The 15,157-nt window shown below is 38.4% G+C and carries 11 protein-coding genes; 8 read left to right on the top strand and 3 right to left on the bottom strand.

The window, feature by feature from the left end:
• Window positions 1-7: 7 nt before the first annotated feature.
• From HDE68_RS23025 to HDE68_RS23015, 3 genes are all read left to right on the top strand, one after another.
• On the top strand, window positions 8-1,102 hold the full coding sequence (locus tag HDE68_RS23025; RefSeq protein ID WP_183884586.1) for an efflux RND transporter periplasmic adaptor subunit: 1,095 nt from the start codon (window positions 8-10) through the stop codon (window positions 1,100-1,102).
• A 34-nt stretch (window positions 1,103-1,136) separates the two neighbouring features.
• Window positions 1,137-4,277 (top strand): efflux RND transporter permease subunit, encoded by a 3,141-nt coding sequence (locus tag HDE68_RS23020; RefSeq protein WP_183884585.1) that lies wholly within the window; start codon window positions 1,137-1,139, stop codon window positions 4,275-4,277.
• A 184-nt stretch (window positions 4,278-4,461) separates the two neighbouring features.
• Window positions 4,462-5,331, top strand: coding sequence for an EamA family transporter (locus HDE68_RS23015; RefSeq protein WP_183884584.1), 870 nt, complete (start codon window positions 4,462-4,464; stop codon window positions 5,329-5,331).
• A 248-nt stretch (window positions 5,332-5,579) separates the two neighbouring features.
• Here HDE68_RS23015 and HDE68_RS23010 read toward each other — a convergent pair whose 3' ends face one another.
• The 3 genes from HDE68_RS23010 to HDE68_RS23000 form a co-directional block, all read right to left on the bottom strand.
• The gene (locus HDE68_RS23010; RefSeq protein WP_183884583.1) at window positions 5,580-6,158 is read right to left on the bottom strand and encodes a hypothetical protein; all 579 of its coding nucleotides are present in this window, start codon (window positions 6,156-6,158) and stop codon (window positions 5,580-5,582) included.
• Window positions 6,159-6,368: 210 nt separating this feature from the next.
• On the bottom strand, window positions 6,369-7,220 hold the full coding sequence (locus HDE68_RS23005) for a hypothetical protein (RefSeq protein WP_183884582.1): 852 nt from the start codon (window positions 7,218-7,220) through the stop codon (window positions 6,369-6,371).
• A gap of 32 nt (window positions 7,221-7,252) precedes the next feature.
• Window positions 7,253-7,918 carry a TetR/AcrR family transcriptional regulator gene (locus tag HDE68_RS23000; RefSeq protein ID WP_183884581.1) on the bottom strand — a complete coding sequence of 222 codons (666 nt, stop codon included), beginning with the start codon at window positions 7,916-7,918 and terminating at the stop codon, window positions 7,253-7,255.
• A gap of 385 nt (window positions 7,919-8,303) precedes the next feature.
• Between HDE68_RS23000 and bla the strand changes: the two genes are divergently transcribed.
• From bla to HDE68_RS22980, 5 genes are all read left to right on the top strand, one after another.
• Entirely contained in the window at window positions 8,304-9,188 is an 885-nt protein-coding gene (bla, locus tag HDE68_RS22995) for a class A beta-lactamase, subclass A2 (RefSeq protein WP_411267962.1), read from the top strand.
• A gap of 171 nt (window positions 9,189-9,359) precedes the next feature.
• Entirely contained in the window at window positions 9,360-10,772 is a 1,413-nt protein-coding gene (locus tag HDE68_RS22990; protein WP_183884579.1) for an alpha-L-fucosidase, read from the top strand.
• 87 nt (window positions 10,773-10,859) lie between these two features.
• Window positions 10,860-12,557, top strand: a complete 1,698-nt coding sequence (locus HDE68_RS22985; RefSeq protein WP_183884578.1) for an AMP-binding protein — start codon at window positions 10,860-10,862, stop codon at window positions 12,555-12,557.
• 411 nt (window positions 12,558-12,968) lie between these two features.
• A complete protein-coding gene (locus HDE68_RS26595) occupies window positions 12,969-13,493 on the top strand; it encodes a carboxypeptidase-like regulatory domain-containing protein (RefSeq protein WP_260171846.1) in 525 nt (174 codons plus the stop codon).
• Window positions 13,408-15,144: a TonB-dependent receptor plug domain-containing protein gene (locus tag HDE68_RS22980; RefSeq protein ID WP_260171845.1), complete on the top strand. Its 1,737-nt coding sequence runs from the start codon at window positions 13,408-13,410 to the stop codon at window positions 15,142-15,144. The genes HDE68_RS26595 and HDE68_RS22980 overlap by 86 nt, the downstream gene beginning before the upstream one ends.
• The last annotated feature ends 13 nt before the right edge of the window (window positions 15,145-15,157 follow it).

Raw genomic sequence — 15,157 nt, 5'->3', positions numbered from 1 at the left:
TATTCCTATGTACAAATATAAATTATTAACTATTGCAGCTGCTTTGGGTACTTCTGCATTACTATTTCCAGGCTGCACACGTCAGGCTGATGAAAAACCGCTGGATACTAAATTCAAAGTGACAGATACGCTGTTAAACAGTCTGTTGATAGACACGGTGAAAGAGGCCGGCTCCCTATCAGAAATTACTTTAACAGGTTCTATTGCACCTGATGAAAATAAAATGGCTAAGATTTATCCGATGGTAAGCGGCGTCACTGAAGATGTCCATATTTTACTGGGCGATATTGTTTCTAAAGGTCAGACACTGGCTACGATGAGAAGTATGGAAGTTGCCGGTTTCTCGAAAGATATGATCAGTTCGGATGCCGATTTGCGCAACACTAAAAGAATACTGCAATCCACTCAGGATATGTATAAAAGCGGACTGGCTTCAGGTAAAGATCTGGAACAGGCAAAGTCAGATTATGAAAAAGCACTGGCAGAGCATAACAGGGCAAGTTCGGTGATGTCTATTAACCATAGCACTAACCGTGGTTATGTCATTAAAGCGCCAATCAGCGGGTATATTGTAGAAAAGAACATTACAAACAATATGCAGATACGTGCTGACAATAGTCAGAGTCTGTTTACCATTGCAGATTTATCCTCGGTCTATATATTGGTTAATATTTATGAGTCTGACATTACGAGCGTGAAAACAGGTTATCCGGTTAAAATTACCACACTGGCTTATCCGGGCAAAGTTTTTACAGGTCATATAGATAAGGTTTACAATATGATTGATCCGGATATGAAAGTGATGCGGGCCAGGGTTAAAATCGAAAACCCTGGTAATTTATTAAAACCACAGATGTTTGCCAATGTCGTTGTGAGTGCAAAATCTGATCAGGATCTACCAGTTATCAATACACGCGCTATTGTTTTGGATAATGACCGCAATTATGTAATTGTCAGAGATGGAAAAGCGAAAGTACATATACAGCCGATTACCATCAGCAAACGTTTCGAGGACCGTGCTTATATCAGTGCAGGCTTAAAACCAGGTGATCAGATTATCGCGTCCAGACAATTGTTTCTGTACGAATCTCTGAAAAAATAATTGACCTTTTATCCCTTCGTATAAATTCAACGCAATGAATAAAGTAATTAAAACAGTACTTGCATTTGCTCTAAAGAATAAGTTCTTCATTTTCTTTATGACATTTTTACTGCTGATTGGTGGGTATTTCAGCTTTAAAAGCATCGCTATAGATGCATTTCCGGATGTAACCAATACATCTGTTACCATTATTACCCAATGGCCCGGCAGAAGTGCAGAAGAGGTCGAGAAATTTGTTACCCGGCCACTGGAGATTGCTATGAACCCAACCGAGAAAAAAACGACCATACGTTCTTCTTCTCTTTTTGGTCTTTCGGTTGTTAAAGTAACTTTCGAAGATGATGTGGATTATTCTTTTGCACGTTTGCAGATCAATAACCATATTGGTGATGCCGATTTACCTGATGGTGCCAAACCTGATGTTTCACCGCCTTACGGACCTACAGGTGAGATTTTCAGGTATACGTTAAGCAGCAATAAAAAATCGGTACGTGAACTTAAAACCTTAGAAGAATGGGTAGTTGAACGTGAAATACGTTCTGTACCCGGAGTAGCTGATGTCAACAGCTTTGGTGGGGCTACTAAAGCTTACCAGATTACTATTGATCCTGAAAAGGCTGTACAATATGGTGTATCGGCCCTGCAGGTTTATGATGCGGTATCTAAAAGTAATATTAACGTAGGGGGTGATGTCATCGAGCAAAGCGGACAGGCCTATGTAGTACGTGGTATTGGTTTGCTTAACAATATCAGTGAGATCAAAAACATTATCGTTGATAATGTCAAGGGAACTCCGATCTATGTGAAAAACATTGCGGAAGTTACAGAATCAAGACTTCCGGCTTTAGGACAGGTTGGCCGTGACGGAGACCCGGATGTGGTCGAAGGAATTGTAGTGATGCGTAAAGGGGAAAATACAAGTGACGTTATTAAAAACCTGAAGGTTAAAATCAATGAATTAAATAGTACTATTTTACCGGATGGGGTGAAAATAGATACCTTTTATGACCGTGAAGACCTGGTAGATTTTGCTACGCATACCGTGCTGCACAATATGGCAGAAGGAATTGTATTTGTAACTGTTATTGTCTTCTTATTTATGGCAGACTGGCGAACTACAATCATTGTGGCTGTAGTGATCCCATTAGCCCTGCTCTTTGCTTTTATCTGTTTGAAGTTAAAAGGAATGTCAGCGAATTTACTCTCGATGGGGGCGATTGACTTTGGTATTATCATAGATGGGGCGGTCGTGATGATGGAAGGGATTTTTGTCGTCCTTGACCATCGGGCTAAAAAAGAGGGCATGGAGAAATTCAATAAGCTGAGTAAGCTTGGAATGATCAAAGAAGCTTGTCTGATTAATGGTAAAGGGATATTTTTTGCCAAACTGATTATTATTGTTGGTTTGTTACCGATTTTCAGTTTTGAAAAAGTAGAAGGGAAAATGTTTTCTCCGCTGGCATGGACACTGGGTTTTGCTTTATTAGGCGCTTTGATTTTAACCTTTACACTGGTTCCGGTAATGGCGAGTGTATTGTTAAGAAAGAATGTACGTGAAAAACACAACTTTTTCGTAGAGTGGATTACCCGCAATTCTATGAAGCTTTTCAACTTTTGTTTTAAAGGGCGTAAAATAGCTTTCCCAATTGCTATCATTATATTGGCCATCAGCTTTTTCTGTTTTAGATTTTTAGGAACAGAATTTTTACCACAACTTAACGAAGGGTCTATTTATGTACGTGCAACCGGCCCTTTAAGTACTTCGCTGGGTGAATCTGTGAAACTGGCTAATGATATGCGTAAAACCTTCAGAAGTTTTCCTGAGGTTAAACAGGTGATTTCTCAGACAGGCCGCCCGGATGATGGAACGGATGCAACAGGTTTTTATAATATAGAATTCCATGTGGACCTGTATCCGCAGGACCAGTGGAAGAAGAAAGAAAGTAAAGCGCATTTAATTGAACGGATGCAGCAAAAACTAGCTTTCTATCCGGGTATTGACCTTAACTTTTCTCAGCCTATATCTGATAATGTGGAAGAAGCCGTGTCAGGGGTTAAAGGATCTATTGTTATCAAGCTATTTGGTGACGACTTTAAATTTATAGAAGGCAAAGAAGAAAAGATCTTCCAGATTATGAAAGGCGTAAAAGGGGTAGAAGATCTTGGTATTATGCGTAATCTGGGACAGCCAGAATTACAGATTAATCTGAACCAGGAGAAAATGGCACTTTACGGAGTAACTACTGCAGATGCGAATGCGGTAATTGAAACTGCTATTGGTGGAAAGGCTGCTACTCAAATTTATGAGGGCGAGCGTAAGTTTGACCTTAGAATCAGATATCCTGAGAGTTTCAGAAATAATGCAGTAGCCATAGGCGATTTGCGTGTACCAACTATATCAGGTAACAAAGTTCCGCTTCGTGAAATTGCAGAAATCAAAAAACTGGTTGGACCAAGTATGATTTACCGCGATAAACATAAAAGATATGGCGCAATTAAGTTCTCTGTGCGTGGTCGTGATATGGGTAGTACAATCAAAGAGGCGCAAGACAAAGTGAATGCGCAGGTTAAACTTCCTAAAGGCTATACAATGGAATGGGCCGGGGATTTTGAGAATCAGCAGCGTGCCACTACGCGTTTAACTCAGGTTGTACCTATCAGTATCCTGCTTATTTTCTTCATCCTGTTTATCTTGTTCGGTACGATCAAAGATTCATTGCTTGTTTTAAATAACGTACCATTTGCTATCGTGGGTGGGATATTTGCCTTATTGCTAACGGGTATTAACTTTAGTATTTCTTCTGGAATCGGATTTATAGCTTTATTTGGTATCTGTGTGCAGAATGGAGTAATCCTGATTACCAAGTTCAAATCAAATATCAAAGAAATGCGTCATAATCATCCTGAATGGACATTTATTGATGCCTTGAGGATCGGTGTAGAATCTCGTATCCGTCCTGTAGTGATGACGGCTATGATGGCGGCCATTGGATTATTGCCAGCGGCAATGTCAACTGGTATTGGTTCAGAAACCTCTAAACCACTGGCTACAGTAGTGATCGGGGGATTAATCTCTGATACCATATTTAACCTGTTTATATTCCCGATTGTATTTTATTGGGCTTACCGTAAAAAGGTAGAAAAACAAGACAGACCTTATGTAATTGCTGAATAGTTAATTACAGGATACGTCCTTTCATAGGACGTGTTACAAGCGTATTGTGCTTTATGTTGAAAGGGTGTTGGAAGGGTAAGGTACCCTTCCAACACCCTTTCAACATAAAGCACTTATAGATCCCGGATAGTTCTTGTCTATCTGTTGCCGGATAAATATTTTAATCGCTAGCTTTGCGGTGAAAATGAATAACAATAAGTCTTTTAATATACCACCAATACCCGCCGTTCTTTTATCTATTGTCAGTGTGCAGTGCGGAGCTGCAATTGCAAAAGGTTTGTTTCCTGTTTTAGGTGCGCAAAGCACAGCTTTAATCCGGATAGGATTGTCGGCAATAATTCTGATGGCTGTTAACCGGACAAATTTAAAAAAGCTAACTCCTGCACAATGGAAGGCTGTTATTCCTTATGGAGTAAGCCTGGGGCTGATGAACCTGATTTTTTATATGGCCATTGAAAGGATACCTCTGGGTTTAGGGGTTACACTTGAATTTGTAGGGCCTCTAATCGTTGCCATATTTGGATCTAAGCGTATCACAGATTATTTATGGATTTTGCTGGCGGGGATAGGAATTGCATTGATTGCGCCCTGGACTGATAAAGGGATTGATTTAGTCGGTGTTTTACTGGCCTTGACTGCAGGAGGGTTCTGGGCAGGTTATATTGTGATGGGTGGAAAAATCTCTAAGATTATGAATGGGGGTGATGCTGTTACCGTAGGGATGCTGTTTGCTGCATTGGTGGTTGCACCATTTGGGATCAGTAGTGGAGGATTAACCCATTTAACACCTATGATGCTTCTGTTCGGGCTGGCACTGGCACTTTTATCCAGCGCTATTCCTTTTACACTTGAGATAAATGCATTAAGGCAAATGCCTGCACGTACCTTTAGTATCTTAATGAGTCTGGAACCTGCTATTGCAGCTTTAAATGGCCTGGTACTTTTACATGAAGTACTCACTTTTTCTCAGTGGCTGGCAGTTGGCTGTGTAATTATTGCCAGTGCGGGGGCTACCTTAACCACTAAAAAAGCTGTTGTACAAGAAAATGTATAAAACAAAACAGTCGGATCCGGTGAATATTTTTTATAAGTTAATTATTATTCATTTTTTCTGCTGATCTATCCGGGTTTTAGTGATGGCTGATAGCTTTCCGGGCCTGGATTTCTATGTTTTTTAATTATATAAAGGCTGATGACGAATTATCTTAATAAATTGTTTCTTTAAGGAAAACAAAATATTCTATTAAGGTAAGATGATGTTTGTGAATGAATTGAAGGCCGATTTGTAAGAAATAAATATGGCTAATGTTTTTTCTGGAGAAACAGTTCCTGTTTCTTTTTTAACTCGGTGTTATAGGCCTTATTTACATATTCATCGTTGATATGTCTGTTTGCCTTATAATAATGTTTGAGGATTTTATCTCTGCTTAACAGGGAAAGGTTTGCCATAGAAATAGGTTTATACTGATCATTGTCAGCTTTCTCCCTGTGAAAGACCATTGTGGGTAAACCTGTAAAGTAAATTACCCACTGATCATGTTCCAATGCGCCATACATTAAATAAGCATAATCCAGTTCTGCTTTTTTATTCTTATCCTGAATCAGGAGCAGCAGATAACATCTGTCCTTTTTACTATTAAAAAAGACAGCATCATCTAATTTCCAATTGCACTTTTTAAGGATATGCACACCCTCAAGATCTTCATTAATCCATTTTTTAAGCGCTTTATGCGTATCGGATTGTACTACATTATAAGTCTCATTTTTCTTAAAAACATCCAATTGTGCATTAAATAGTGCTCTTATGCGGTCTGCATTTATGCAAGCTGCAAACCCTGTAATTGAAATAAATATGAGCGTATACTTTATATATTTATTCATCGTCGGTTTTCTTAATCAAATACCTTTTAATACTTTATCAAGATACTGATTTTGAAGACCTGTTTAAAATTTTTTTAAGCTAACGGATATAACAGCAGAAGACATACCAGTGGGTATTGAAGCTCTAATTCATGTGGTGGTTAAGAAAGTATTCCGGACTTCTTTCTGATGGGGAGCGGCGGCTGGCTCATGGAGGGATTTAAAAGGTTTTTAGTTCTCTAAAGGGTACAATTCTTTGGCAATTAATTTCAAAGCATGTAAAGAATTGATCTCAGTGATGATGAATAGCAGTAATGACATTTTAATGGGATCTGTTGGTTTCTGAAAACCAGGAATTTTAAAATGAGGTAACTGACTATCATTGATTACGCCATGATAATGCTCGTAAATTCCAATACTATTCAGATTTAAAGTAGTTAGTAATTTAAGAATTCTATAGTTATTGGTCTCATCATCCCGTCCCTGGAGATATACCAGTAATTCTTTTTGAACCCTATGGACATAAGTATATATAGCAAAAGATATCTCCTCATTTGGCTGTTGATCTTCAAATCTCAAAACAGTAATCAGGTGAGTAACAATGGTAGAGTTTATACCTCTCTCTAACAATACTTTTTCTATAAAAATATGATTTTGATCTTCTTGATACTGATGCTGCTCAATAAAACTGCGTGGAACTTTTCCGTCTGTCTTAAAAAAAATCTTTAGCTGTGTCTGCATAAATTGAAGTATGCTGACTAAGGCGTTATAAAGTCGTTGTACAGATAATTCCCCTTCATCATCAACATCTTCCTGTTCATGATCATCATTGCCGTATTTCTTTAAGAAGGCATAGACCTGATCTGCCATATCCACAAGCGCATGCTGATGCTGATGAAAGTATTTGGTGAACAATACAGCATCTTTCTGCAAACTGACGTCTTTAAATTTCTGACAGATACGTCCTGCTTCGATAGCCATATTTTCAATAGGGTAACGCTGCTCAATCATCCAGGTTTCAAATCCATCACTTTCATGTAAGGCATCAACCATCGACTTGAATTCCTGCAGTTCATATTTCATTGTATTTCCAGCATTTATTAAAAAAAATGTTTTTAGTTTCCTTTAGTGTTCTTTTTGTTTTTACTTACGGGATTTTCATAAGCCCATTCAATAATATGACGAATAGTTTTCGTAATTTCCTGCCTTCCTGAAGGGTCATTAATGTCTATCCCGCAAATGGTACCGCCATTAAGTTTAGCTTGTAATACCAGGTAGTAAATGCCGGATACGAGTAAAGCACTTACTGCTCTGAAGTTCACCTCAGAGTCTTTGAAATGAGGATCAGTGTGCTTGAGTAAACTTGCACCTATATTTCCCCTGATATTGCAAATACTGGCCATCATGGAGCTTTTAGAAGTCAATTCTTCTAAAATCAATTTTTGCATAGCCTCCTCATCGTAGAAAAAAGTAAACTGGCGTTCTAATATGGCCGATATGATTTCTTTAGCTTTATCCGGGGTTTCAATATTGTTGAATTCCTGTAGTTTATCAGCCAGACCAAGCCAGTAATCTTTTTCCAGGATATAGGTTTCTATCAGAATATTTCCATCTCCAAAATAGCGGTAAATAAGTTTTTTATCCACGCCTGCTTTATTTGCGATTTTGTTAACTCCTAATCCTGAATAGCCTTTTTCAATAATAATTTCGCCCACGGCCTGAAGAAGTTTTCTTTTGGTCTGTTCCTTATTTCTGTGTTTAACATTGTCTTTACTTTCCATAGCCCGGTAGATGTATAATCCAGTCTTAATTTTTGATAAACTTCAGCGTGGAGCTAAGGTGTATCAAGACAAGAATTGCCCGTTGTAAATTAGCTATAGGTAGAATAATTTTCATAGGAAGGGGTTAATGATGTTTCCTAAAAGGCAATATAAGAGATATTTTATTTAAAAGTGGTGACTTAGCTTTTTTTTTAATTTTCGTACATTTTATTTGCTCATTTAATGCTGCAGGAAATTTATTCTTGCCTGGGGTCTAAAAATCAGTGATGAATAAAAAGAAGATTAATGGTCAGGTTTATCGGATAAAATTATTGAGAAAATTGTACACTAAATGCTAATTATTCGTTATCATAATCTTATGAAAGGATTTTTTACAATAAAAAAGATGATTTGCGGTGTTTTTTTACTGACTTTTTCAGTGAATGGCTTTGCACAAAAAAATGATTTGAGGAAAAGGCTTCAGACCATTGTAAGTGCACATGCTGCAACAATAGGGTTTTCATTAATAGATTTGCAAACCGGAGATACACTGACTGTAAATGGTAATAAACATTTGCCCATGCAAAGTGTGTATAAATTCCACCTTGCTCTGGCAATTTTAAACCAGGTTGATAAAGGTAAGTTTCAGTTAGATCAAAAGATCCTGGTTAAAAAGAGTGATCTGTTACCTAATACCTGGAGTCCTTTAAGAGATAAGTATCCAGAGGGGCAGGTTGAAATTCCTTTGGCTGAAATTCTAAGCTATACAGTTTCCCAGAGTGATAACAATGGATGCGATATCCTGTTCAGACTGATGGGCGGGCCGGCAAAGGTTAACCAGTATATTCATAGTCTGGGTATAAAACAGGTGGCTATTACTGCTACAGAAGATCAGATGCATCAGAATGAACAGGTGCAATTTACAAACTGGACTACAGCAGAAGCCGCTACGCAATTATTGAAATTGTTCTACAGTAAAAAGATACTTTCTGAAACATCACACCAGTTTCTATGGAAAGTGATGACCGAAACATCTACAGGCACAGGTAAAATTAAGGGCCTGTTACCTGCTGGTACGATAGCAGCGCATAAAACAGGGAATTCTGGGATGAATAAATCAGGTTTAACAGCTGCTACAAATGATATAGGTATTGTGACATTGCCAGATGGGAAACATTTTGCAGTTAGTGTATTTGTTTCGATGACTAAAGAAGATGAAAAGACAACCGATGCAATTATTGCAGAGTTGACTAAGGCAAGCTGGGATTACCTGGTTGCAGAAAAACAGTAAAAATTTGGTATAGCTGCTGTTAAAAAAATACGGCAGGTTGTATACAAGGATTGTGGCACGTAATAATCCCGTGATCAATTTGACAGGTTGGGTAAAATAATTAGCTTTAATGATTTAGCTACCCAATCTGTTTAATTCAAACAGGTGACCTTAACCACAACCAAATAAACTATGAAAAAACCTAACCAGTTTTTAACCGCTGTTCTCCTGTTCATTTTTATCCCCGTATTTTCGTGGGGACAAAGTAAATCCCCGCAAAATGGAAAAGACCTGGCCAGGTTACAACAAGATTTTGTTGACCTGCGTTTTGGTATGTTTATCCATTATAATATTCCAACTTATACAGATGAGGACTGGCCTGATCCTGATGCTTCACCAGCGATCTTTAATCCTAAGAAACTGGATTGTGAGCAATGGGCAAAGGCGGCAAAATCTGCAAATATGACTTATGGTTGTTTAACCACTAAACATCATAGTGGCTTTGCAATCTGGGATACCAAAACTACAGACTATAACGTCATGAATAGTCCGCTGAAAAGAGATGTAGTTAAAGAATATGTCAATGCTTTCAGAAAAAACGGACTAAAAGTGATGTTGTATTATTCTATTCTGGATACGCATCATAAATTAAGACCAAACCTGATTACGCCCGGACATATAAAAATGATCAAGGCACAACTGACCGAATTATTAACTAATTACGGAGAAATAAATGCCTTGATTATTGACGGATGGGATGCCCCCTGGTCAAGAATATCTTATGATGATGTTCCATTTGAAGAAATTTATACTTTGATAAAATCCATTCAGCCAAATTGTTTGGTCATGGATTTGAATGCAGCTAAATATCCTGCAGAAGCACTTTATTATACGGATATCAAATCATATGAACAAGGTGCAGGTCAGCATATTTCAAAAGAAACTAATCAATTGCCAGCTCTTTCTTGCCTTCCACTACAGAAAAACTGGTTCTGGAAGACCTCTTTTCCAACTACAGCGGTAAAAGATCCGCTTAAAATGGTAAACGAGAACATCATTCCATTCAATAGTGCTTATTGCAATTTTATTCTGAATGTTGCCCCTAACCGTGATGGGTTAATTGATGATAATGCATTGGCCGCATTAAAGGAAATAGGAAAGGCATGGAAAAATGAAGGTGCTACTCAGAAATTGCCACCGGCAGATGCACCCATAATTTCTCCTAATCTGGCTAAGAACCAACCTTCGGATGGCAGTTGGAGCGATGATATGAATATTATGGATTTTGCAAATGATGATAACTTTGCCACTACCTGGAGAGTTAATCCAAGAGTTGAAAAACCCTGGTATGAAATTGAATTCAGAAGAGAGAAAGCTTTTAATACGATTGTAATTGCCGATAAATCTCCGGTAACCATCAAAAAATATAAACTGGAGTATCGATTGGATGGTGTATGGAAGACAATTTTCTCTGGAGAAAATGAGCATAAAATTAAAATTCACCGTTTTGATACTGTCTATGGTGATAAAGTAAGAATTCAGATAGAGAATACGGGTTCAACTGTTGAAATCGCCGAATTAGGTGTGTTTAATGAGAGAAGATGAGCCTCTGGGCAATAGCAGACAATGTTGCCTCAAATGAAAAAGATCATGCCGTTTTAAGCTTTGTTAATGCTAAATTAGTTTCTGTATATGGAAAGGACATTCAGAGCAATACGCGAATTGATAGCAGAACAGAAATTTGAAGAACTAAGAAATCTTCAAATCATAAAGCCGGAGTTTTTCAATTGGGCAACCGATATTTTTGAGGGGATTCATGTGAAAGAAACACCTGATGCAAATGCATTATTATGGACGGACGGAAATACCGTTCATAATTTTACGTTTCTTCAAATCAGCAGGCAAACAAATCAGCTGCTGAATTTTCTCAGAAATAAAGGGGTTCAGCAAAATAGTGTGATCCTGACGCAAATGTCTTTGCAGCCATTAAACTGGTTTAGTTTACTGGCTACAATTAAAGGAGGCTTCAGAATGATACCTGCGGCCAATATTCTGGGTGTTCCGGATATGGTCTACCGGTTTAAAAAACTAATGCCGGAAGTAGTTATTGCCGATGCAGATAATGCTTTTAAGATCGAAGAAGCAGAGCGCCTTTGCGGGAAAAATATTGCAGTTAAAATCATTGCTGAAGGAAAAAGAGAAGGCTGGTATACACCTGAAGATATTAAAAAGGAAGATGACAGGGCGGCTGGTGCAGTTACAAGGGCAGATGATTCCCTGTTTCTGTTTTTTACTTCCGGAACTACTGGTCTGCCTAAAATAGCGGTACATACGCATTTGAGTTACCCTTTTGGTCATCTGACCACAAGTTCATGGATAGGATTAAGACAAGAAGATATTCATTATAACATCTCACAGCCGGGCTGGGCAAAATTTGCATGGAGCAGTTTTTTTGCTCCATGGAATGTCGGCGCTTCAATCTTTGCATTTCATCAAACAGGACGCTTTAATGCTAAAGAAACACTGATACTGATAGAAAAGCATAAAATCAGTACTTTTTGTGCCCCGCCTACTGTTTTGCGTATGCTGATTCAGGAAGATCTGAAATCTTATCAATTTAATTTAAGGGAATGTGTTGCAGCCGGAGAACCTTTAAACCCTGAGGTGATTGAAACCTGGAAAAAGGGTACCGGTATATTGATACGTGATGGTTTTGGACAGACAGAAAGCACTTGTCTGGTAGCGAACCTGGCCGGTGATGAGGTTAAACTTGGCTCCATGGGTAAACCGACTTTTCTGTATGATGTGATTATTGCTGATCAGAATGGGATAGAGCAGCCCATAGCAGAAGAAGGTAATATCTGTGTCAGAATGGATACGGGTAAACCTAATGGTATTTTCCGGGATTATTTTGAAGATCCTGAAAAGAAGAAAGAGGTCTTTAAGCATGGATTGTATTATACAGGCGATAAAGCTTATCAGGATGAAGATGGATATATCTGGTTTGTAGGACGCGATGATGATGTCATCAAATCTTCTGATTATCGTATTGGCCCTTTTGAAGTAGAAAGTGTCTTGCTGGAGCATGGGGCAGTACTGGAATCTGCCGTAATCGGTAGTCCTCATCTGCTCAAAGGTTTAGAAGTCAAAGCATTTGTAGTCTTGAATGTGGCTTATCATCCAGATGAAGTTCTGGCTGATCAACTGTTTTGCTATTGCCGGGATAAGCTTTCTCCTTATAAAATGCCGCGCATTATTGAATTTGTGACTGAGTTGCCGAAAACTATCAGTGGAAAGATCAGAAGAGTAGAATTAAGAGGACTGGAGGCTGACCGTAAAGCAAAAGGGATGCTCATGGAGCATGAACATTTTTATAGCAGGAAATTCTGATCAAAAGAACAAAATCGATACTTTTACACCGTGAAATTCTTTGTGCTTCTTTTGACTGTCATTGTCCTGACACTTACTGTAATGCCATGCTGCGTGGTAGAGGCAAGAGATACATATACGCATAAAGCACAGAAGGATAATCACCAATGTCCCGAAAAAGACAATGATTGTTGTAAAGATTGTTCGCCATTCTATGTTTGCGGACGGTGTACCGGGTTTACTGTCACAAAATTCAAATTATTTATAAGTGCGGCAGTCACCATCAGACCTATTGTGCAAAATGGAATTTATCTATCTGCCGAATTGCCGCAGATACTCATTCCTATCTGGCAGCCACCTCAATTAAGTTAATCCTATTTTTTCAACCTCAACAGGTTGGTATTTATTGTGATAACTTAATTCCATTACGTCATGAAGAAAATTTCTGTGGTTTTGGCTATGCTGTTTTTTACAGTTGCTGCTTATGCCCAAAATAGTTATAAGGCGATCATTAAAGACGCAAAAACAAATCAGGTCCTTGCAGGTGCAACTTTGAAAATTCTGGGTACTGATAAGATTTCAGTATCAGATAGCACCGGGCTTTTTACATTAAAAAATATATCTGCCGGTAAACAGCTTTTACAATTCAGTTATGCTGGTTTTGAGCACAGAACTGATACTGTAAATTTTCCTTTGATTCAAACCACTCCAGCAGTGATCCTGCTGGAAACGGCAAAGAAAGAACTTGAAGAAGTCTTTATCTCAGCTACCAGGGGTACAAGGACAATTTCCAATATTCCTACACGCGTAGAAGTCATTACAGGAGAAGAGCTGGATGAAAAGGGAAATATGAAACCTTGGAGATATTCGTATGATGCTTGCAGAAAGTACAGGGATACAAACTCAGCAAACATCTGCCATCAGTGGAAACTCCAGTATCCGGATACAGGGGCTTGACGGGAAATATACACAAGTAATCCGTGATGGATTTCCTTTGTATTCTGGCTTTTCGGGAGGATTGGGTTTACTTCAGATTGCCCCTCTGGATCTTCAGCAGGTAGAAGTGATTAAGGGGTCTTCGTCTACTTTATATGGAGGGGGTGCCATCGCAGGACTTGTAAACCTGGTTTCTAAAAAGCCAGCGGCAGAGCGTCAGCTTAATTTTCTGGTCAACGGAACTTCGGCTCTTGGGCTTGATCTCAGTAGTTTTTATGCAGAGAAGTTTAAGAAAATAGGGACTACTATTTATGCTGCCTACAATAAAGGAACGGCATATGATCCTGCTGGTACAGGGTTGACAGCGATCCCAAAGTTTAACCGTTTTACCCTGAATCCTAAAATATTTATTTATTTCAGTGACGCGACAACGCTTTCGGCCGGATTAAATTTAACCATTGAAAAACGGATCGGGGGAGATCTGGAATATATTAAAGGAAATGGCGATGCCTCACATTCTTATTTCGAAGAAAATAAGACAGGCAGGTACAGTACTCAGGTAGAGCTTGATCATCAATTCAATGCTAAAGAAAAAATCATATTCCGCAATTCAATAAGCTATTATAACCGGAGTATCAGGTTACCGGATTATTTGTTTTCCGGAGCTCAGTTATCTACTTATAGTGAAGTAAATTACACCTATAAGGGAGATAAAGGAGAGTTAGTGAGTGGCATCAATGTGTTGACTGACTCTTTTAATGAAAATAGAAATAGTAATTTCCCACTAAGAAGTTACGACTATACAACTATTGGCGCTTTTGTTCAGCATACCTGGAATACCTCGGATAAAATTAAAATTGAATCAGGACTTCGCGGTGATTATCAGAATGATTATGGCTTTTTCTTCTTGCCTAAGATTTCTGCACTCTTGAAAATTAATGATCATTTTTCAACCCGTTTAGGGGGAGGGCTTGGTTATAAGGCTCCTGGTATCTTTACTGAAGATGCAGAACGTATCCAATTCCGTAATGTGCTTCCTATAGATGTGAAAAATACCACAGCAGAACGTTCTTATGGAGTTAATTATGATATTAATTATCATACCACATTATTTGATGATAAGCTGGGTTTCAGTATCAATCAAATGTTCTTTTATACCCGTATCAATAATCCTATCCTGCTTACTCCTTTAGCCAATGGGGATCTTGCTTATGTACAACCGAAAGGGAATCTGGATACCAGGGGAATAGAAACTAATTTGAAATTGACTTATGAGGACTTCAAATTATTTATTGGTTATACACTCGCAGATGTTAATCAGCATATGGGGGCGGGCAGTCTGAGTTATCCGCTGGTTTCAAAACATCGTCTTAATAATGTTCTGATGTATGAAATCGAAGACCAATGGAAAATCGGTGCGGAAGCTTATTACTACAGTAAGCAAAGATTAAATGACGGGACAACAGGGAGGAGCTATTGGACAGCTGGCCTGATGGCAGAAAAATTATGGAAACGTTTTTCAGTATTTGTCAATTTTGAAAACCTGACTGATGTCAGGCAAACCAGGTTTGGCCCTATTTATTCAGGTAGCATCACTAATCCTGTTTTTAAAGATATATATGCACCTATTGATGGTTTTGTTGTAAATGGAGGGTTTAAAGTAAAGTTCTAACTAAAATATGCTG

The sequence above is a fragment of the Pedobacter cryoconitis genome (assembly GCF_014200605.1).
GTDB lineage: Bacteria > Bacteroidota > Bacteroidia > Sphingobacteriales > Sphingobacteriaceae > Pedobacter > Pedobacter cryoconitis_B.
The sequence above is the reverse complement of the archived record's forward strand: the minus strand, read 5'-3'. Positions and strand labels throughout refer to the sequence as shown.